General features: G+C 70.2%; 18 protein-coding genes and 2 pseudogenes. 16 read left to right on the forward strand and 4 right to left on the reverse strand.

Translation table 11 applies throughout. The annotated features are described in order from the left end of the window. Window positions 1-641: 641 nt before the first annotated feature. Window positions 642-1,625: pseudogene (locus tag DI269_RS29020) on the forward strand (DEAD/DEAH box helicase); the annotation flags it as partial. Between the two features lie 423 nt (window positions 1,626-2,048). On the opposite strand, the gene DI269_RS26910 reads toward DI269_RS29020, so the two are convergent. Together DI269_RS26910 and DI269_RS28600 are read right to left on the reverse strand one after the other, a co-directional pair. Next, complete coding sequence (locus DI269_RS26910; RefSeq protein WP_157974838.1) at window positions 2,049-2,801, reverse strand: helix-hairpin-helix domain-containing protein; 753 nt, start codon at window positions 2,799-2,801, stop codon at window positions 2,049-2,051. After that, complete coding sequence (locus DI269_RS28600; RefSeq protein ID WP_112134697.1) at window positions 2,756-4,195, reverse strand: serine/threonine-protein kinase; 1,440 nt, start codon at window positions 4,193-4,195, stop codon at window positions 2,756-2,758. The genes DI269_RS26910 and DI269_RS28600 overlap by 46 nt, the downstream gene beginning before the upstream one ends. Window positions 4,196-4,585: 390 nt before the next feature. Between DI269_RS28600 and DI269_RS08415 the strand changes: the two genes are divergently transcribed. The 6 genes from DI269_RS08415 (at window position 4,586) to DI269_RS08435 (ending at window position 9,699) form a co-directional block, all read left to right on the forward strand. Further along, window positions 4,586-5,215 (forward strand): DUF4272 domain-containing protein, encoded by a 630-nt coding sequence (locus tag DI269_RS08415; protein ID WP_157974839.1) that lies wholly within the window; start codon window positions 4,586-4,588, stop codon window positions 5,213-5,215. Window positions 5,216-5,251: 36 nt separating this feature from the next. Further along, a complete protein-coding gene (locus DI269_RS08420; protein WP_112134701.1) occupies window positions 5,252-6,358 on the forward strand; it encodes an adenosine deaminase in 1,107 nt (368 codons plus the stop codon). 22 nt (window positions 6,359-6,380) lie between these two features. Then, window positions 6,381-7,619 (forward strand): amidohydrolase family protein, encoded by a 1,239-nt coding sequence (locus DI269_RS08425; RefSeq protein ID WP_112134703.1) that lies wholly within the window; start codon window positions 6,381-6,383, stop codon window positions 7,617-7,619. 673 nt (window positions 7,620-8,292) lie between these two features. Further along, window positions 8,293-8,931 (forward strand): class I SAM-dependent methyltransferase, encoded by a 639-nt coding sequence (locus DI269_RS08430; RefSeq protein WP_112134705.1) that lies wholly within the window; start codon window positions 8,293-8,295, stop codon window positions 8,929-8,931. Window positions 8,932-9,082: 151 nt separating this feature from the next. Next, a complete protein-coding gene (locus DI269_RS26915; protein WP_157974840.1) occupies window positions 9,083-9,289 on the forward strand; it encodes a type II toxin-antitoxin system VapB family antitoxin in 207 nt (68 codons plus the stop codon). Then, the gene (locus tag DI269_RS08435) at window positions 9,286-9,699 is read left to right on the forward strand and encodes a PIN domain nuclease (RefSeq protein WP_112134707.1); all 414 of its coding nucleotides are present in this window, start codon (window positions 9,286-9,288) and stop codon (window positions 9,697-9,699) included. The genes DI269_RS26915 and DI269_RS08435 overlap by 4 nt, the downstream gene beginning before the upstream one ends. Window positions 9,700-9,704: 5 nt before the next feature. Here DI269_RS08435 and DI269_RS08440 read toward each other — a convergent pair whose 3' ends face one another. Further along, entirely contained in the window at window positions 9,705-10,565 is an 861-nt protein-coding gene (locus tag DI269_RS08440; protein WP_112134709.1) for a dioxygenase family protein, read from the reverse strand. A gap of 83 nt (window positions 10,566-10,648) precedes the next feature. Here DI269_RS08440 and DI269_RS08445 point away from each other — a divergent pair, with 83 nt between their 5' ends. After that, on the forward strand, window positions 10,649-11,110 hold the full coding sequence (locus DI269_RS08445) for a MarR family winged helix-turn-helix transcriptional regulator (RefSeq protein ID WP_112134711.1): 462 nt from the start codon (window positions 10,649-10,651) through the stop codon (window positions 11,108-11,110). 65 nt (window positions 11,111-11,175) lie between these two features. Here DI269_RS08445 and wrbA read toward each other — a convergent pair whose 3' ends face one another. Continuing rightward, window positions 11,176-11,796, reverse strand: coding sequence for an NAD(P)H:quinone oxidoreductase (gene wrbA, locus DI269_RS08450; protein ID WP_112134713.1), 621 nt, complete (start codon window positions 11,794-11,796; stop codon window positions 11,176-11,178). A gap of 445 nt (window positions 11,797-12,241) precedes the next feature. Here wrbA and DI269_RS08455 point away from each other — a divergent pair, with 445 nt between their 5' ends. The 8 genes and pseudogenes from DI269_RS08455 to DI269_RS08490 form a co-directional block, all read left to right on the forward strand. Next, window positions 12,242-13,528, forward strand: a complete 1,287-nt coding sequence (locus tag DI269_RS08455; RefSeq protein ID WP_112134715.1) for a geranylgeranyl reductase family protein — start codon at window positions 12,242-12,244, stop codon at window positions 13,526-13,528. Between the two features lie 2 nt (window positions 13,529-13,530). After that, window positions 13,531-13,890 (forward strand): NADH-quinone oxidoreductase subunit A, encoded by a 360-nt coding sequence (locus tag DI269_RS08460; protein WP_112134716.1) that lies wholly within the window; start codon window positions 13,531-13,533, stop codon window positions 13,888-13,890. Between the two features lie 9 nt (window positions 13,891-13,899). Further along, window positions 13,900-14,535 carry a NuoB/complex I 20 kDa subunit family protein gene (locus DI269_RS08465; protein ID WP_112134718.1) on the forward strand — a complete coding sequence of 212 codons (636 nt, stop codon included), beginning with the start codon at window positions 13,900-13,902 and terminating at the stop codon, window positions 14,533-14,535. After that, on the forward strand, window positions 14,532-15,191 hold the full coding sequence (locus DI269_RS08470; protein WP_112134720.1) for an NADH-quinone oxidoreductase subunit C: 660 nt from the start codon (window positions 14,532-14,534) through the stop codon (window positions 15,189-15,191). The genes DI269_RS08465 and DI269_RS08470 overlap by 4 nt, the downstream gene beginning before the upstream one ends. Beyond that, entirely contained in the window at window positions 15,188-16,558 is a 1,371-nt protein-coding gene (locus tag DI269_RS08475) for an NADH-quinone oxidoreductase subunit D (protein WP_112134722.1), read from the forward strand. Before DI269_RS08470 ends, DI269_RS08475 begins: the two co-directional genes overlap by 4 nt. Continuing rightward, window positions 16,555-17,232 (forward strand): annotated as a pseudogene (gene nuoE, locus DI269_RS08480) (NADH-quinone oxidoreductase subunit NuoE); the annotation flags it as partial. The gene DI269_RS08475 and the pseudogene nuoE, both read left to right, overlap by 4 nt. A gap of 17 nt (window positions 17,233-17,249) precedes the next feature. Next, entirely contained in the window at window positions 17,250-18,581 is a 1,332-nt protein-coding gene (nuoF, locus tag DI269_RS08485; protein ID WP_232822671.1) for an NADH-quinone oxidoreductase subunit NuoF, read from the forward strand. Window positions 18,582-18,583: 2 nt separating this feature from the next. After that, window positions 18,584-20,121, forward strand: a 1,538-nt coding sequence (locus DI269_RS08490; RefSeq protein ID WP_115509837.1) for an NADH-quinone oxidoreductase subunit G, incomplete at its 3' end; no start/stop codon positions are given.

Genomic DNA, 20,121 nt, shown 5'->3' on the forward strand with positions numbered 1-20,121 from the left:
CCGCGCCCGGCGACGGCGAGATCCGCTCCGCGCTGCCGCTCAACCGCGAGCAGGCCGCCGCCGTCCGCAGCGCCCGCACCGCGCCCGTCACCGTCGTCGCCGGCGCGCCCGGCTGCGGGAAGAGCCACACGCTCGCCGCGATCGCCCTCGACGCCGTCGCCCGCGGCCAGTCCGTGCTCATCGCCACCCAGTCGGTCTTCGCCGCCGACGTCCTCGCCGGAATCCTCGCCCGCCGCCCCGGGCCCGAACCGCTCATGTTCGGCGACACCGAGAGGAACGGGTTCCGAGTCCCCGAGCCCCTCCCCGCGAAGGACCGCGACGACCTGCGGCGAGAGGCCGCCGACGCCTTCGACCTCCTCACGCGTATCGAGCGGGCGATAGAAACCCGCCTCGACCTGGAGCACCGCCGCCTCCGCGCCCTCGACGCGCCCGTGTTCCTCCTCGACGACTTCCCCGGCCTCCGGGACGCCGACCTCGACGCCGTCGAAGCCGCCGCCGCAGCCTCCCGCGGCGAAGGCGGCTGGCCCTGGACCCGCTGGCGCCGCAAGAAAGCCCGCAGGGAACTGCTCAGGCTCGCCGGAACCGACACCGACTCCACCGCGCTGCAGCGCTCCCTCGGCATCGCCCGCGACATGCAGGCCATGACCCGCCTCGCCGCCGAAGGCGGCCCCCGCCTCGAACCCCTGTGGCGCAACCTCGAACAGGCCGACGAGGCCGCCGCCAAAGGCGTCGGCGCGGCCCTGCTCGCCGACGCCGGCGGCCCCGACCGCCTCACCAGGAAGGCCGCCCGGGCCCTCAGCGAACTGAGCGCCGCCCGGTTCCGCGGCGACCGCGCGCAGCGGCGCGGCATCCTGGAGCACGTCGACACCGACGCCCTCCTGCGCGCCCGCCCCCTGTGGATCGGCACGGTCGCCGACGCCGAAGCGGTCCTGCCCGCCCGCGCCGGCGCCTTCGACCTCGTCATCATCGACGAGGCCAGCCACGTCAACCAGCTGCGCGCCGCCCCCGTGCTCGCCCGCGCCCGCCGCGCCGTCATCGCCGGGGACCCCCGCCAGCTCAAGTTCGTGTCCTTCGCCTCCGACGCGCGCCTCCACGACGTCCTCGAACGCCATGGGCTGCAAGCGATCGAGGCCCGCCTCGACACCGGCCGCGTCAGCCTCTACGACCTCGCGTGCGGCGCCGGGCCCGTGGTCGAGCTGACCGAGCACCACCGCAGCGTCCCGCACCTCATCGGCTTCTCCTCCGCGAAGTTCTACGGCGGCCGGGTCCGGCCCATCACCGCGCACCCGCGCGTCCAGCAGACCGACGCGATCACCGTCCACCGCGTCGAAGCCCCCGCCGCCGACGAGCAGGGCGTCCTCGCCGCCGAAGTCGAAGGCGCCCTGAGCCTCCTGACCGGGCTCGTCTCCAACGGCGAACGCGGCCTCGCCGTCCTCTCGCCCTTCCGCGCCCAAGCCGAGGCGATCGAGGCCGCCGTCATGAAGCGCTTCGACCTCGAAGCCATTCGCGCCCACCGCATCCGCACCGGCACCGTGCACGCCTTCCAGGGCTCCGAGTCCGAGACCGTCATCGCCTCGCTCGGCGTCGCCCCCGGCGACCCGGCCGGGCGCAAGCGGTTCCTCGCCGGGGCGAACCTGTTCAACGTCATGGTCACCCGCGCCCGCGAGCACCTGCACGTCGTCACCGCGCTCGGCGACCCCGGCGGGCTCGTCGGCGAGTTCCTCGACTACGCCGACCGCGCCCCGGCCGCGATCCCCGGCGACGGCGCCGAAGGCGACTGGTGCGTCAAACTCGCCGACGCCCTCTCGGGCGCCGACGCCGCCGTCAGGCACGGATACCCCGTGGGGCACTGGAAGATCGACCTCGTCGTCGGCGAAGGCGACGCCGCGTTCGGCGTGGTCTGCGCCGTCCACCCCGACGGGACCCGCGCCCACCTCGACCGCCACCGCGCACTGCGCCGCGCCGGGTGGCGCCTGGTCGACGCGTTCCCCTCGACGTACGCCGACGACGCGTCCCGCGCCGCCGTCGCCGTCCTGGCCGAACTGAAGTTAGGGAATGAAGACGCAGTACTCGCGCAGGTGGTGCTCGAACGTCGGGCTGATCTCGATCACCAGCATCACCTCGCCGAGGCTCGCGAACGGGCCCGACCGCTCGACCCACTCCTGGATCTGGCGGGCGCTGCGCTCGGTCACCCCCGGCAGCGACGTCAGGATGTGCAGGGGCGCGTGGTTGACGTCGACCAGGCCGCCGTCGTCGAACTGGCGCGGCAGGTCCGGGCGGCCGATCGCGAGGCGCTTGGCCAGCATCGGGTCCGCCTCCGCCGTGCGCCGGGCCTGGTCGCGCAGTTTCCTTGCCCGGTCGAGGACCTCGGCGTTCGACAGCTGCGCCACCGGGACCTCCGGGCGCGCCCCCGCGGGGAACACCAGGGGCCGGATCACCAGCAGCTGCGCGGTCCCGCCGATCGCGGCGAGGAACCACGACGAGTAGATGAGGACGTCGCCCCACAGCGGGGTCTGGTCCGCGAACGTGCCCATGACCAGGCACGAGGACGTCAGCAGCGCCGAATGCACGATGAGCGCGGCCAGCACGAGGTTGTCGCGGCGCCGCGCCAGCGCGATGGCCAGCATGATCGGGGCCGCGTACCCGCAGGTGAGGACCGGCGAGAGGGCCCACAGGTAGGTGGCGGCGCGGCCGACGCGATGCGTGGCCAGCTGCTTCTTCTCATTGGCGGGAAGGGCGTAGGGACCGGGGGCGGTCATCGGGGAGGACTCCCAGGCGAGGTCGAGGGCTGCGGCAGCCACCCGGGGCCGGCCTGGGGCGGCGCGGACCAGGCCCGAAGCAGCCGTTCGGCTTCGATGGTATCGGCATCGGCGTGGCCGAACGCGGCGGCCATCTCCTGGACGAGTCCGGCCAGGCGGCGGTGCGCTTCGGGGCCGTTGCCGACGGCGGCGAGCATGTCGATCTCGACGCGGCGCGAGCGCAGGACCGGGCGGGCGCGTTCGCCCATGAGTCGCCGCTGGCGTTCGATGACGCTGGAGAGCCCGGCGAGGGCGCTGGCGGCGTTGCCGAGGGCGGCGAGGCACTGGGCGGCGCGGACCTGGCAGTGCAGTGCCAGTGCCGGGTCCGGCGTCTCGAAGTCCTTGGCGAGGGACCGGAAGACCTTGAGCGCGGTGTTGTAGTCCCCGGCGGCGTAGGCGTGGTCGGCTTCGGCGAGGCGCTCGGTGCCGCGGTCGGCGGTGGGCGTGGCGCTGATGGCGGCGGCTTCGGCTGCGACCCTTGCGGGTGCGAGGGGGGCGCGGAACGGCCAGGTGGGGTCGCCGCAGTCGCGGGTGGGGGCCTTGGAGGGCGCGGCGGCGGCGAGGAGTTCGGCGAGGCGCAGGTAGACGGCGGCGGCGTCGGACCCGCGGTCGGCGGGCTCCTTCGACAGGAGTCGGGAGACGAGTCCGTCGAGTTCGGCGGGCATGTCGGGCCGCTTGCGCCGCACCGGATCAGGCAGTTCTTTGAGGTGCGCGGTCTGGACTTCGTACGCGGAGCCGCGGTCGGCGAACAGCCGTTCGCCGGTTGACATCTCGTACAGGAGCGCGCCGAGGGCGTACAGGTCCGCGGCGGGCCCGGCCGGCTGGGCGCGGATCTGCTCGGGCGCCATGTAGTTGAGCGTGCCCGGTTTGTCGCCGGTGGCGGTGAGCCGGGCGGCGTCGAGGTCGAGGACGGCGGCGATCCCGAAGTCCACGACGTGCACGAGCCCTGCGGGCCCGACGATGATGTTGGCGGGCTTGAGGTCGCGGTGGATGACCTGCTTGGCGTGGGCCGCTTCCAGAACGGAGGCGAGCTGGGCGCCGATCGCGAGGGTCCAGTCCGCCGGGAGCGGCCCGGTCTCGTCGAGGAGGTCGCGCAGGTTCAGGCCGGGGAGGTACGCCATGGCGAGGAACAGCTCGCCGGAGTCCTCGTCGAGTCCGGCGTCGAAGATCGCGGGGACGCCGGGGTGGCCGATCTGGGCGGTGACGCGCGCTTCGCGGCGGAACCGCGCGGCGGCCTCATACCGCTGCGGTCCGTCGAGGAGGTCGGGTTTGACCAGTTTGACGGCGATCTCGCGGTCGAGTCGCTGGTCGACGGCCTGCCAGACGCGTCCCATGCCGCCCGCGCCGATCGGGCGGACCAGTTGGTACCGGTTCGCGACGACTTGGAGACTGCTCACGTCTTAAGGATGCCCGTTGACCGGCGTGGCGCGGAGGCCGGACCCCGCGCGCGGCCCGGCCTCCGTGCGGGTTCCGTTGCGGCGGGCCTACTCAGAAGTAGCTTCTAGCGCGCGCCATTCGAACAGGTGTCGAACGGCAGGTGTCACAAGGCGGTCAATCCGCCCCTCCGGACACTTGCGACTCGCGACCGGATTAGCGAAACACCTGCGTAACACGTGTATGGAACCTGTGCTAATTCCGTGGGCCACGTTGACTCCAGGCTGTGTCTGACGCTACAGTTCTTCACAACCACCCCCACCGAGTGAACGCGCACTCACCCCCACAGGTGAACCCCAAAAGTGGTAGGGAGCCCCATGCCGACGGTGACCGCAGATCCCCGAACCCTTCGTATGCGCACTGTGGACGGCCTAGGTGCGCTCGGCATACCGGCGCCCCCCGCGCAGCTCCCGCTCCCGTTCCCCGAGGGCCGGCTGCCCCGCCTGCGCCCGCGCGGCCACGTCGAGGCCCGGGCCGCGATCCTCAACATCGTGCAGGCCCGCGTGTTCGACATGCCCGAGGAGCTCGCGATGCGCTGGCTCCTCGACGCGCACGTCCTCGACCACCTCGCCCCCGACGAGTGGGGCTTCATCGCCTGCGGCAGAGGCGACCGCGGCCGCTACGCCGACCAGCTGGAGAGCCTGTACACCGTCGCGTGGCTGCTCGGCCTGGTCGACCACCTCGACCCCGCCGTCCCCTGCTCCGAGCAGCTCCCCGAACTGCTCCCGGACCTGCGCCGCCCCGAGTCCTTCGGGACCTGGCGCGACCGCCAGCTCACGCCCACCCGCGATCCCGGCGTGGTCGCCGAGATGCTCGACTTCTACTACTGCCTCGACTGGGTGTGCGACCAGTCGCGGCGCTCGGGCCAGCCCCTGCCGCGCGGCGTCGACGACAACCTGGTGTGGCACCGCCGCTGGGCCCTCGAATGGGCCGTGGTCTTCGACAACGAGCGCCCCGTCCACTGGGACGAGGTGCGCCTGTGAAGGCGGCGCGCGAAACCGCCTGACTATATTCATGGGATGAATGCCAAGGCACTGTCGAAAAAAGCGCTGACCCATGACCAGCTCGTCGCGGCCCCGAAGGTCGTCCTCCACGAGCACCTCGACGGCGGCGTGCGCCCGCAGACGCTCATCGAGATCGCCGACGAGATCGGCCACGAGCTCCCCGCCCACGACGCCGCCGCGCTCGCCGACTGGTTCTTCGAGGCGGCCGACTCGGGCACGCTCGCGCGCTACCTGGAGACCTTCGACCACACGATCGCCGTGTCCCAGACCGCCGAGCACTGCTTCCGCATCGCCTCCGAGGCCGCGCAGGACCTCGCCGCCGACGGCGTCGTCTACGCCGAGATCCGGTACGCCCCCGAGCAGCAGCTCCGCGGCGGCCTCTCCCTCGAAGCCGTCGTCGAGGCCACCCTCGCCGGGTTCGAGGAGGGCGAGCGCCTCGCCGAGAAGGCCGGCAACCGGATCCAGGCCCGCACCATCCTGTGCGGGATGCGCCACGCCGACCGCACCCTCGAAGTCGCCAAGCTCGCGACCGCGTACCGCGACAAGGGCGTCGTCGGCTTCGACATCGCCGGCGGCGAGATCGGCAACCCCGCCGAAGCGCACGTGGAGGCCTTCAACTACTTGCGGCGCGAGAACATGCCGTTCACCATCCACGCGGGCGAGTCGGTCGGCCCGGAGTCGATCTGGGGCGCGGTCTCGGTCTGCGGCGCCAACCGCATCGGCCACGGCGTCCAGCTCATCAAGGACATCGACCTCACCGGCGACGACGCGAAGCTCTCCAACCTCGCGCACTACATCCGCGACCGCCGCATCGCCCTTGAGGTGTGCCCGTCCTCGAACCTCCAGACCGAGGGCGCCGAGTCCATCGAGACGCACCCGATCAAGGAGCTGTTCGACCTGGGCTTCCGCGTCACCGTCAACAACGACAACCGGCTCATGAGCCGCACGCACACCTCGCGCGAATTCCAGCTGCTGTCCGAGACCTTCGGGTGGGGCTGGGCCGAGGTCAAGCGCTGCACCGAGAACGCCGTCAAGGCCGCGTTCCTGCACCAGCCCGAGCGGCGCCGCCTCCTCGAAGAGGTCGTCCGACCCGCGTACGCGGCGCTGGAAGCATCCGCATAGGAACCCTGAGTAAGCTCGGGCCATGCACGTTTACACCGCCCCTGTCGTCGTCCCGCTCGCGGGCGATCCGATCCGGGAGGGCGCGGTCGGGGTCGACGGCGGGCGGATCGCCTACGTCGGCCCCGCCGACGGCGCCCCCGAAGCCGACGAGACCACCGCGTTCACCGGCGTCATGACGCCCGGCCTGGTCAACGCCCACACCCACCTGTGCTACACCTCGTTCGCCGACATGTACGGCAACGAGAAGGAGTTCTTCGAGTGGATCCAGGAGTTCGCGCGCCGCAACCCCCAGACCGCCGATGAGGCCTGGAAGTCCTCCGTCCAGGAGGGCATCGACGAGTCCCTGCGCCACGGCGTCACCGCCGTCGCCGACGTCGTCACCCCCGCCGCCGGCTTCGCGCCGCTCCTCGCCTCCGACCTCGCCGGCGTCGCCTACTGGGAGGCGTGCTTCATCGACGACGCCGCCTGGGAGGTCCGCCGCAACGGCTGGCGCGAGGTCGTCACCGACACGCGCGCGGTCAACAACTCCGACGTCGCGGTCGGCATCAGCCCCCACACGCTCTACACGCTCGGCACCAACGTCGGCAAGGGCCTCGCCGAACTCGCGCGCACCCTCGACATCCGCCTCCACCCCCACCTCGCCGAGACCATGCACGAGGACATGTTCGTGCGCCGCGGCTCCGGCCCGTTCGCGTTCATGAACCGCCGCGCCGGCCTCGCCCTCGAACTCGCCGACGGCGGCGCCGGGCACTCCCCGGCCGCCCAGATGGACAAGGTCGGCTGGCTCGGCGCCGACTCCCACGTCGCCCACGGCGTCCACCTCGACAAGACCGACCGGGAGCTCCTGCGCGCCAAGGGCACCGCCGTCGCCCTCTGCGCCCGCTCCAACGCCCGCCTCGAAGCCGGCGAGCCCCCCGTCGCCGCCCTGCGCGCCGAAGGCAACACCGTCGCCATCGGCACCGACTCCCGCGCCTCCGCCCCCGACCTCGACGTCGCCGCCGAATGGCCCGTCCTCCGCAAGATCGCCCTCGGCCAGGGCGACGGCGGCGAGGGCCTCAACGAATGGCTCGTCCGCGCCGCCACCCAAGGGGGCGCCAAGGCCCTCGGCCGCGACGACGTCGGCGTCCTCAAGGAAGGCGCCCGCGCCGACCTCGCCGTCTTCGACGTCCCCACCGAAGGCGACCCCTACGCCGCCCTCGTCACCGGCGCCGCCGGCAACTGCACCGCCACGATCCTGCGCGGCCGTCCCACCAAGCGGTAACTTCTGTCCCAGGAGGTAACACTTCGGTCTCGGCACTTGCCGAGCGGCCAGTTCTTCCGCAATGCTGAACGAGGCACGTGTTGTTCACGGTGCCTTAAGTCTCGATTCACCGGAGAGGTCCCCGCCTCTCCGTGTATCCCCTGGAGAAGGCGGGGCGTGCACGATGCACGCCCCGCCGCCACTTTTGCCCCGTTACGGTCTGTGACCGTCCCCACCTGCCAGTTATCAGATGGGTTACACGCGATAACGGTTCGGTTTCATAGATCGACATCACAGCGTCCATGCGTCAAGCTCATCGTGTAGCGCAGACCGCACTCGGGGGATCTCTCAGCGTCATCCCAGAATGAGCCGCGGCGACTGCGCCGGGTCCCATCGACGACGAGGAGGCGCAGTGACCGGATCACCGACCGCGACGCCTCCGACTGCCCCCCAAGCAGTTCCGACGGACCCCAGCGAAGCTCCCTCACCGGGCGAGCGCGCGGCCGATCCCTGCTCCCTCATGGCCGCACGCGACGCGTGACCCCTGCGCGCGCCCGATATAACCCCTTGATCCGCCGGGGCCCACACCGACAGGGCTCCGGCGGATTTTCTCTGCGGGGTGTGCGAGGCTGTCGTTGTGATCGAGGCGAACGAAGCGAATACCCCGCGTAAAGAACCCGGCCGGATCGCGGCGATGTTCGACCGCGTCGCGCCGAACTACGACCGCGCCAACACCGTCATGGTCGCCGGCCAGGACAAGCGCTGGCGCCGCGCCGTGCGCGAGGCCCTGAGCCTCCAGCCGGGCGAGCGCTGCCTCGACCTCGGCGCGGGCACCGGCGTCTCCACCGTCGAGCTCGCCAAGTCCGGTGCCGACGTCATCGGCGTCGACTTCTCCCTCGGCATGCTCCAGGCGCACCAGGACCGCCAGGTCCCGCTCGTGAACGCCGACGCGCTGCACCTGCCGTTCGCCGACAACACGTTCAACGCCGTCACCGGGTCCTTCTTCATCCGCAACGTCGCCGACCTCGACGCCTGCCTCACCGAGATCCTCCGCGTCCTCGCCCCCGGCGGCCGCATGGTCCTGTGCGAGGTCTCCACCCCCGTCTGGAAGCCCTACCGCAAGGCCCACGGCGTCTTCGTCAAGCACGTCCTCCCCAAGGTCGCCGGCCGCGTCGGCTCCGACCCCGACGCCTACAGGTACCTCTCCGAGTCGACCCTCGAGTGGCCCAGCCAGTCCGACTTCGCCGACCGCATCGTCAAGGCCGGCTACCGCAAGGTCGCCTGGAGGAACCTCGCCGGAGGCGCCGTCGCCATGCACCGCGGCTTCAAATAGACCGAGTTCGAACATCGAGTGGCGCCCGGCCGAAGGCCGGGCGCCACTCGGCGCTTACGGCTGGATCGGCTGGATCGGCTGGATCGGCTGGATCGGCTGGATCGGCTATACTAAAGTCCTGTTCTTCTACGTCCAAGTGGAGGTGAATGATATGGCTAAGACGACGGTTGACATCAATACGGATCAACTTGAACGTGCCCAGGCGATTCTCGGAACTTCGACCATCAAGGAGACCATCGACGTAGCGGTGCGTCGCGTAATCGCCGAGGAAGCACGCGAGCAGTTCATCGAACTCGCCTCCGGCGGGTACTTCGCCGAGCTCGCCGACCCCGAGGTGCGGCGGAAACTCCGCTCGTGACGAAGTACCTGGGAGACACCAGCGCACTGTCGCGCTGGGGTCTCGAACCCGTGAAGGCCCGGCTCGACCCGCTGCACCGCCGCGGACTGATCGCGATCTGCGACGCCACCGAATTCGAACTGCTCTTCTCCGCCCGGGACCGGGCCGACCGGGAGCGGCTGAAATCGATCATGATCCCCGCGTTCCCCTGGGTGCCTATGGGCGACAACGTGTTCGCCGAGGCCCTCGAACTCCAGCAGCGGCTCACCGAGCACGGCAAGCACCGCTGCGCCTCCCTCGTCGACGCCATGCTCGCCGTCGTGGCCGCACGAGAGGGCCTGACGATCCTGCACTACGACCGCGACTTCGCGACCATCGCGGAGATCACCGGTCAGCCCGCCGAGTGGGTCGCGGAGCCGGGCACCGTCTAGATCGGCTACGCCAGTTGGAAGCTGCGCTTCGAGAGGCCGAACCAGTAGCCGTCGATGACCGTCTCTGCGGCCTGCTCCTGCTCCGAGGCGGCGCCGTACGTGACGAAGAGCGGGATGTAGTGGTCGACGGTGGGGTGGGCGTAGGGCATGCCGGGGGCCTGGGAGCGGTAGCGGGCGAGCTCGTCGATGTCGCCGCGCGCCAGGGCCTCCGAGGCCCACACGTCGAAGTCCGCCGACCAGCCGGGGATGCGGTCGGGGTGGTGGAAGTCGACGAACGGGAGGCCGTGGGTCATGAAGCCGGAGCCGACGACGAGGTAGCCCTCCTCGCGCAGCGGGCGCAGGCGGCGGCCGATGTCCATGAGGCGGTCCGGGTCGTGGGTCGGGATCGACAGCTGGAGGACCGGGACGTCGCCGTGCGGGTACATGACCTTGAGCGGCACCCACGCGCCGTGGTCGAGGCCGCGGCTGGGGCTCTGGTGGACCGGCTCGGTGTCGGGCATCGCGGCCGCGACGCGGCGGGCCATCATCGAGGCGTCCGGGGTCTCGTACGTCATCTTGAAGTACCGCTCGGGGAAGCCCCCGAAGTCGTAGACCAGCGGCGTGCCCGCGTTCGGGCTGGAGATCATGAGCGGCGCGGACTCCCAGTGCGCCGAGACGATCAGGATGCCCTTGGGCTTCGGCAGGCCCTGCGCCCACGCGAACAGCCGGTCCATCCACTCGGCCTCGTCGAACAGCGGCGGCGCGCCGTGGCTGAGGTACAGCGCCGGGAGGGCCCCGTCGTCGGGCGTCCAGTCGCGGCGCTCGGCCGCGCGGGGCGCGGTGGTCTCCAGGAAAGCGTCGAACGCGGTGCCGGGACGGGTGGACATCGGGAACTCCAGTCTCTTGAACCTTCAATGAAAATGCTACTCGGGTTCCTTGAGGAATCAAGTAGTGAAGTTAAGCTTGGGGCATGAGTGATGAGGCGCCGTGGCTCGACGACGAGGAGATGGCGGCCTGGCTGCCGCTGATCGGCCTGGTCATGCGGCTGCCCGGCGCCCTCGACCAGTCCCTCCGGTCCGACGTCGGCCTGAGCCACTTCGAGTACGGCGTCCTCGCCGTGCTGGAGCAGGCCGAGGAGCAGACCATGCGCATGAGCGACCTCGCCTACCTCTGCAACGGCTCGCTCTCGCGCCTCTCGCACGTCGCGCGCCGCCTTGAGGACGACGGCCACCTGCGCCGCTACGCCTGCCCCACCGACGGCCGCTCGACCCTCGCCACCCTGACCGACGGCGGCCGCGAACTGCTCAAGAACGCCGCCCCCGGCCACGTCCGGACCGTGCGCTCGCTCATCTTCGACGAGTTCTCGCGCGACGAGGTCCGCGTCCTGGGCGACATGGCCAAGCGCATCGTCGCCCGCATCCAGACCTCCTAGATACGCCGACGCCCGGCCGGTTCCCGCAGGTGCCCTTGGGGATCCGACCGGGCGTTCGTGCTGTCTTAGGCGGCGATCGCGGCGCGGCCGGCCTTCAGGGCCGCGGCGGTCGCGACCACGCGCTCGGCCTGGGCGGTCGCCCCGGCGAGGGTGGTCTCGTCGATGTCCGAGCCGTTGAAGTGCGAGACGCCGTACGGCGAGGCGTTCGCGAACAGGGTCTCGTTCGCGTAGCCGGGGGCGACGATGATGCCGCCGAAGTGGTGGAACGAGTTGTACAGCGCGAGCAGCGTGGACTCGTTGCCGCCGTGCTTGCCGGAGGCCGCGGCGAAGCCGGAGTAGACCTTGTCGGCGAGCAGGCCCTGGAACCACTGCGGGCCGAGCGTGTCGATGAACTGCTTGAGCTGCGCCGCGACGTTGCCGTAGCGGGTCGGGGAGCCCATGACGACGGCGTCGGCCCAGAGGATGTCGTCCGCGGTGGCCTCGGGGATCTCCTGGATCGCCTCGAAGTTCGCGGCCCAGGCCGGGTTCGAGTCGATCGCGGCCTGCGGGGCCAGCTCGGCCACACGGCGCAGGCGCACCTCGGCGCCGGCCTTCTCGGCGGACTCGGAGATCTGCTTCGCCAGCGCGGTGACGTTGCCGGTGGCCGAGTAGAAGATCACGGAGACCTTGACGGGTTCGACGGTCATGTTCTGCCTCTTCCAGGAAAGCGTTAGGTAGTTCAGATTTGAATTACCCATCGACCATAGCGGTGACCGCGGTGGAAGTTCAAATTCGAACCATGTGGTGCTCGCCACCCTGTGCCCGGTTTGCGAATCAGCCCCGCGGGGGAGTGATCGCGATCCTCCTTCGTGTTACGAGAGTGTTTCCAGGCATCGACAGTTGTCTGGGGCATCAATTGTCGGCTTTATCACTCTCGTTCGCGCCGCCACGGCAGCCGCTCCAATCGCTCCCGCAACTCTGGTTCAAGTACGCGCGTACGGCTCGTGACCTCGAATAATGACAACTTAGGCGGACCTAAGTGACAGGGCGTAGATATCGAAGTTCTAGACTGGCTGCAAACGCTTGTGAAGATCTTCACAAGCGGGTCGGTCGTGTAAATGATCACCACCCCATCCGCCTGAGAGGACGCCCGTGACCACTCACGCAGCCCCGGATGCCGATGTCATCGTCGTCGGCGCCGGGCCCGGTGGTTCGGCCGCAGCCCACCACCTGGCCGCCCGGGGCCTCGACGTACTGCTGCTGGAGAAGACCCGCCTCCCGCGGGAGAAGGTCTGCGGCGACGGCCTGACGCCGCGCGCGGTCGCCCAGCTGCTCAAGATGGGCGTCGACACCTCCGAGTCCGCCGGCTGGATCCGCAACCGCGGCCTGCGCGTCGTCGCCGACGACGTCAGCATCGAGCTCGACTGGCCCACCCTCGACCACTTCCCCGACTACGGGCTCACCCGCACCCGGTTCGACTTCGACCAGATCCTCGCCGACAAGGCCGTCGAGGCCGGCGCGAGGCTGCTGACCGGAGCCAAGGTCACCGCGCCCCTGTTCGACCTCGCCGGCCGCGTCTGCGGCGTCACCGCGGTCCGGGACGGCGAGACGCTGACCTTCAAGGCCCCCTTGGTCATCGCCGCCGACGGCGTCTCGGGCCGCCTCGCCCTCTCCCTCGGCCTCAAGCGCGACGAGAAGCGCCCCATGGGCGTCGCGGTCCGCCAGTACTACAAGTCCGAGGCCAAGCACGACGACCAGTACCTCGAATCCTGGCTCTCGCTGCGCACCGCCGCCGAACCCGATGTCCTGCAACCGGGCTACGGCTGGATCTTCGGCCTCGGCGACGGCCGCGTCAATGCCGGCCTCGGCGTCCTGAACTCCTCCGAGGGCTACGGCAAGACCGACTACCGTGCCCTGCTTCGCGACTGGCTCGCCAACACCCCCGAGGAGTGGGGCCTGGCCGACGAGGCGAACGCCGACGGCCCCGTCCGCGGCGCCGCGCTTCCCATGGGCTTCAACCGGACCCCGCACTACAGCCGCGGCCTCATGCTCGTCGGCGACTCCGGCGGCATGGTCAACCCGTTCAACGGCGAGGGCATCGCCTACGCCATCGAGGCCGGGGAAGTCGCCGCGAAGGTCGTCGCCGAAGCGCTCAAGGCCCCGAGCGTCCCCCGCCGCGAAGCCGTCCTGCGCACCTACGCCGGCCGCATGGACGACCTCTGGGGCTCCTACTACCGCATGGGCGGGATCTTCACCCACCTCATCGGGAAGCCCGCGGTCATGAAGCTGTGCACCGAGCACGGCCTGAAGCGTCCCGCGCTGATGCGCGTCGTACTGAAACTGCTCGCGAACCTCACCGACCGGCCCGGGCGGGACGCCGCCGACCGGATCGTCAACGGGATGCGGTTCGTCACACCTGCCCTGGGAAGGAGGCTCTGAAGTTGGAAGTCTACGTACCGGTCGTCATCATGCTCGCGATCGGAGGCGGCTTCGGCGTCGTCTCGGTCATCGCCTCGCGGATCGCCGGCCCCCGCCGCCGCAACCGCGCCAAGGAGGACCCGTACGAGTGCGGCATCGAGCCCGCGCCCACGACGTCGAGTCCCACCAAGTTCCCGGTGAAGTTCTACCTCACCGCCATGCTGTTCATCGTCTTCGACATCGAGATCATCTTCCTCGTGCCGTGGGCGGTCCACCACGACGTGCTCGGGATCTTCGGGTTCTGGGCCGTCCTCATGTTCATCGCCGCGCTGTTCGTCGCCTACGCCTACGAATGGCGCCGCGGCGGACTGGACTGGGACTGAGGCTCCACCATGGGTGTAGAAGAGAAACTCCCGCAAGGCATCATCCTCACCACTGTTGAAGCGCTGGTGAACTGGACCCGCCGGGCCTCGATGTGGCCCGCCACGTTCGGCCTCGCGTGCTGCGCGATCGAGATGATGGCCACGGGCGCGGCCCGCTACGACACCGGCCGCTTCGGCATGGAGGTCTTCCGGGCCAGCCCGCGCCAGGCCGACCTCATGATCGTCGCCGGGCGGGTGAGCCAGAAGATGGCCCCCGTCCTGCGCCAGATCTACGACCAGATGGCCGAGCCGAAGTGGGTCCTGTCGATGGGCGTGTGCGCCACCTCCGGCGGCATGTTCAACAACTACGCGATCGTCCAGGGCGTCGACCACGTCGTGCCCGTGGACATGTACCTCCCCGGCTGCCCGCCCCGCCCCGAGATGCTCCTGGACGCGATCCTCAAGCTCCACGAGAAGGTCCAGCACGAGCCCCTGGGGGAGAAGCGCCGGCAGGCCCTCGCCGACCTCCCCGAGCCGGTCGTCAAGCCTGGCGCGATGCCCTCCTCGTACCGCTTCGACAAGCAGCGCAAGAAGGAGTGGACCGAGGCCGTCAAGGCCGGGACCGAGGAGCAGCTGCGCATCCGGAAGGCGGTGGCGAAGCGATGAGCGACGAGAACCGGCCCCCCGAGCAGCGCAAGGGCCTCTTCGGCGCCGGGGACTCCGGCGACACCTCCGGGTTCGGCGGCCTCGTGCAGGCCGCGCCGACCGCGGGGGAGATCGTCTCGACCTCCGAGCCGCTCGGCGGCTACTTCGACGAGGTCGTCGGGGCCCTCCGGGAGCTCCTCGGCGAGGACGTCACCCGCGCGGTCGTCATCGACCGCGGCGAGCTCACGGTCTACATCGCGCCCGACCGCACCGAAGAGGTGTGCAAGACGATGCGCGACGACGAGAGCCTCCGCTTCGAGCTGTGCAACTCCGTGTCCGGTGTGGACTACCCGGACCAGCGCAACCGCCTCCACGTCGTCTACCACCTGACGTCGATGACGTACCGGCGCCGCGTCCGCCTCGAAACCGCCGTGGGCCTCGACAACCCGGTCGTCCACTCGGTGACCTCGGTGTACCCGACCGCGGACTGGCAGGAGCGCGAGGCGTACGACATGTTCGGCGTGGTCTTCGAGGGCCACCCGCACCTGACCCGCATCCTCATGCCCGACGACTGGGAGGGCCACCCGCAGCGGAAGGACTATCCGCTGGGCGGCATCGCGGTCGAGTACAAGGGCGCCCACATCCCGCCGCCGGACGAACGGAGGTCCTACAAGTGACCGCAACGGACAGTGCCGGATCTACGGCTCCGCAAGCGTTCGCCGAGGCTGGCGCCGACGCCTACGCGGCGGAGCGCGACACGACCGAAGGGCGCGTCTACACCGTCACCGGCGGCGACTGGGACGAGCTCGTCTCCTCGGTCGACCCCGTCAACGAAGAGCGCCTCATCATCAACCTCGGCCCGCAGCACCCGTCCACGCACGGCGTGCTGCGCCTGGTCTGCGAACTCGAAGGCGAGACGGTCCGCTCGGTCCGCCCAATCATCGGGTACCTGCACACCGGCATCGAGAAGAACATGGAGTACCGGACCTGGGTCCAGGGCACCACGTTCGTCACCCGCGCCGACTACCTCGCGCCGATCTTCAACGAGACCGCCTACTGCCTCGCGGTGGAGAAACTGCTGGGCGTCCAGGTCCCCAAGCGCGCCGACGTGATCCGCGTGATCATGATGGAGCTCAACCGCATCAGCTCCCACCTCGTGGCCCTCGCGACCACCGGCATGGAGCTCGGCGCGCTCTCGATGATGATCTACGGCTTCCGCGACCGCGAGAAGATCCTCGACATCTTCGAGGCCGTCTGCGGCCTGCGCATGAACATGGCCTACGTCCGCCCCGGCGGCGTCGCCCAGGACCTCCCCGTCAACGGCGTCCAGATGATCCGCGACTTCGTCGAGTACATGCCCAAGGGCCTCGACGACTACGAGGGCCTCCTCACCGGCAACGTCATCTGGCAGGAGCGCACCCAGGGCGTCGGCTACCTCGACGTCTCCGGCTGCCTCGCCCTCGGCGTCACCGGCCCCGTGCTCCGCTCCGCCGGACTCCCCTGGGACCTGCGCAAGACCGAGCCGTACTGCGGCTACGAGGACTACGACTTCGAGGTCGCCACCCACAACGGCGCCGACGCCTGGGCCCGCTACGTGGTCCGCCTCGAAGAGATCCGCCAGAGCCTCAGGATCATCAGCCAGGGCCTCGACAAGCTCGAACCCGGCCCGGTCATGGTCGAGGACAAGAAGATCGCCTGGCCCGCCCAGCTCGCCCTCGGCGCGGACGGCTCCGGCAACAGCCTCAACCACATCCGGCACATCATGAGCCAGTCGATGGAAGCGCTGATCCACCACTTCAAGCTCGTCACCGAGGGCTTCCGCGTCCCGGCCGGGCAGGTGTACACCGCCATCGAGGCGCCCCGCGGCGAGCTCGGGATCCACGCCGTCTCCGACGGCGGCACCCGGCCGTTCCGCGTCCATCTGCGAGAGCCCTCCTTCGTCAACCTCCAGTCCATCCCGGCGCTCGCCGAAGGCGGACTGCTCGCTGACGTCATCGCGGGCGGGGCCTCGCTCGACCCGGTCATGGGAGGTTGCGACAGGTGAACTACCCGGAGAAGATCCGCGAGCAGGCCGAGGCCATCCTCGTCCGCTACCCCGAGGGCCGCGAGCGCTCGGCGCTCCTGCCGCTCCTGCACCTCGTGCAGTCCCACGACGGCTACGTCTCCGAGGACGGCATCGCGTTCTGCGCCGACGTCCTCGACATCACCAAGGCCCAGGTGCAGGCGGTCTCGACCTTCTACACCATGTACAAGCGCGAACCGGCCGGCGACTGGCTCGTCTCGGTGTGCACCAACACCCTCTGCCATGCCAAGGGCGGGCAGAAGGTCTTCGACGCGCTCAGCGACGAACTCGACGTCGGCCACAACGAGACCACCGTCGACGGCAAGATCACGCTCGAACACGCCGAGTGCCTCGCCGCCTGCGACTACGCGCCCGTCGTCACCGTCAACTACGAGTTCTACGACGACATGGACGAGGACAAGTCCATCGAACTGGTGCGGGAGTTGAAGGAAGGCCGCCGGCCGATCCCCAGCCGCGGCGCCCCGCTGTGCACCCTCCGCGAGATCTCCGTGCAGCTCGCCGGATTCGAGGAGGAGCGCACCGCCGGACTCGAAGGCAACGCCCAGGGCGACGCCACCCTCGCCGGGGCCCGCCTCGCCGCCGAGGCCGGCATCGCCGCGCCCGCGTACGACCCGAACGCCCCGCTGCTGGCCAAAGAACCCGAGGAAGCGAAGTGAGCGTAACCGTGCCCGGTCCCCGGCGTCCCCGCGAAGCCGTCCTCGACAAGCTCAAGCCCGTCGTCACCAAGCGCTGGCTCTCGCCCGGCGCCTGGCGCCTCGACGTCTACGAGCAGCTCGACGGCTACAAGGCGCTCCGCAAGGCGCTCAAGCACTCCGAAGCCGACCTCATCGCCTTCATGAAGGACTCCGGCCACCGCGGCCGCGGCGGCGCCGGCTTCCCCGTCGGCATGAAGTGGCAGTTCGTGCCCGACGACGGCCAGGACCACTACCTGGTCGTCAACGCCGACGAAGGCGAGCCGGGCACCTGCAAGGACCTGCCGCTCATGATGAACGACCCGCACGCCGTCATCGAGGGCATCATCATCGCCTCGTACGCGATCAAGGCGTCCCGGGCCTTCGTCTACGTGCGAGGCGAAGCCATCCACGCCGCCCGGCGCCTGCGCAACGCGGTGCGGGAGGCCAAGGAGGCCGGCTACCTCGGCAAGGACATCCTCGGCTCCGGATTCGACCTCGACGTCGTCATCCACTCCGGCGCAGGCGCCTACATCTGCGGCGAGGAGACCGCCCTCCTGGACTCCTTGGAGGGCAAGCGGGGCCAACCGCGCCTGCGCCCGCCGTTCCCCGCCACGCACGGGCTCTACAACAAGCCCACCTGCATCAACAACGTCGGCACCATCGCCGCCGTCCCGCACATCGTGCTCGGCGGCGCCCAGTGGTGGAAGGACCTCGGCACCGAGACCGCCGCGGGCACGATGATCTACTCCCTGTCCGGCCGCGTCAAGCGCCCCGGCCAGTACGAGTGCGTCATGGGCACCACGCTCCGCGAGCTCATCGAACTCGCCGGCGGCATGACCGAAGGCCACGAGCTCAAGTTCTTCACCCCCGGCGGGTCCTCGACCCCCATGCTCTCGGCCGACTCCATCGACGTCCCGCTCGACTTCGACTCCGTCTCCAAGGCCGGGTCCATCCTCGGCACCACCGCGGTCATGATCTTCTCCGACCAGGACTGCCCGGTGGTCTCCTGCTGGCGCTGGATCAAGTTCTACGCCCACGAGTCCTGCGGCAAGTGCACCCCGTGCCGCGAAGGCAACTACTGGATGGTCCGCGTCTACGAGCGCATCCTCTCCGGCCGCGGCGAACTCTCGGACCTGAAGCTCCTGGAGAGCGCCTGCAAGAACCTCCTCGGCCGCTCCTTCTGCGGCCTCGGCGACGGCGCCACCTCCTGCGTCACCTCGTCCCTGAAGTTCTTCCGGCAGGACTACCTCGACTACATCGAGGGCAACAAGCAGCCCCTCTTCGACGCAGAGAAGATCGGAGCCCACTAGACATGACCGATCAAGTCACGTTCACCATCGACGGCGTCGAGGTCACCGTCCCCAAGGGCACCTTGATCATCCGGGCCGCCGAGCAGCTCGGCATCGAGATCCCCCGGTTCTGCGACCACCCGCTGCTCGAACCCGCCGGCGCCTGCCGCCAGTGCCTGGTCGACGTCCCCGACATGGGCAACGGACGCGGCATGCCCAAGCCCGCCGCGTCCTGCACGACCACCGCCATGGAGGGCATGGTCGTCAAGACCCAGCACACCAGCGAGGTCGCCAAGGACGCCCAGGAGGGGATCATGGAGTTCCTCCTGATCAACCACCCCCTGGACTGCCCCGTCTGCGACAAGGGCGGCGAATGCCCGCTCCAGAACCAGGCGATGAGCACCGGCCGCACCGAGACCCGCATGGAGGCCAAGGACAAGCGCCACTACAAGAAGGCGCTCCCGATCTCCTCCCAGGTCCTCCTCGACCGCGAGCGCTGCGTCCTGTGCGCGCGCTGCACCCGCTTCTCCGACCAGGTCGCCGGCGACCCCTTCATCGAACTCATGGAGCGCTCCGCCCTCGAACAGGTCGGTGTCTACGAGGACGAGCCGTTCGAGTCCTACTTCTCCGGCAACACCGTCCAGATCTGCCCGGTCGGCGCCCTCACCGGCTCCCAGTACCGGTTCCGCTCAAGGCCGTTCGACCTCGTCTCCACCCCCAGCGTGTGCGAGCACTGCTCGGCCGGGTGCTCGCAGCGCTCGGACCACCGCCGCGGCAAGGTCCTCCGGCGCCTCGCCGGGGACGACCCGGCCGTGAACGAGGAGTGGAACTGCGACAAGGGCCGCTGGGCGATGTCCTACATCGACGCGGCCGACCGCATCACCAAACCGCTCGTCCGCGAAGCGGACGGGTCCCTGCGCGAGGCGTCCTGGCCCGAGGCCCTGCGCCGCGCCGCCGCCGGACTCGGCACCGCCGGAGAGAACACCTCCGGCCGCGTCGGCGTCCTCACCGGCGGCCGACTCACCGTCGAAGACGCCTACGCGTACTCCAAGTTCGCGCGGATCGCCCTCGCCACCAACGACATCGACTTCCGCTCCCGGCCGCACTCGACCGAGGAGTCCGAGTTCCTCGCCCACGCCGTCGCCGGGGTCTACCCCTCCAGCGGCGCGGTCACCTACGAGGACCTGGAGAACGCCCCGGTCGTCCTCGCCGCCGGCCTCGAAGTCGAAGAGGAATGCCCGATCGCGTTCCTGCGCCTGCGCAAAGCGGTCCGCAACAAGGGCCAGCGCGTCCACGTCGTCGCCCCGTTCGCGACCCGCGGCACCCGCAAGCTCAACGCCAACCTGATCGAGTCCCTGCCCGGCGAAGAGGCCGAGCTGCTCGACGGCTGGACCCGCGGCGGCTACATCCGCGACGCCCTCGGCGAGGACGGCGCGGTCATCCTCCTCGGGGAGCGCCTCGCCACCGTCGAGGGCGCGTTCTCCGCGGCGGTGCGGCTGGCCCGCGCCACCGGGGCGCGCCTCGCCTGGGTCCCCCGCCGCGCGGGCGACCGGGGCGCGGT

The organism is Glycomyces dulcitolivorans, from assembly GCF_003265355.1.
Classification (GTDB): domain Bacteria; phylum Actinomycetota; class Actinomycetes; order Mycobacteriales; family Micromonosporaceae; genus Glycomyces; species Glycomyces dulcitolivorans.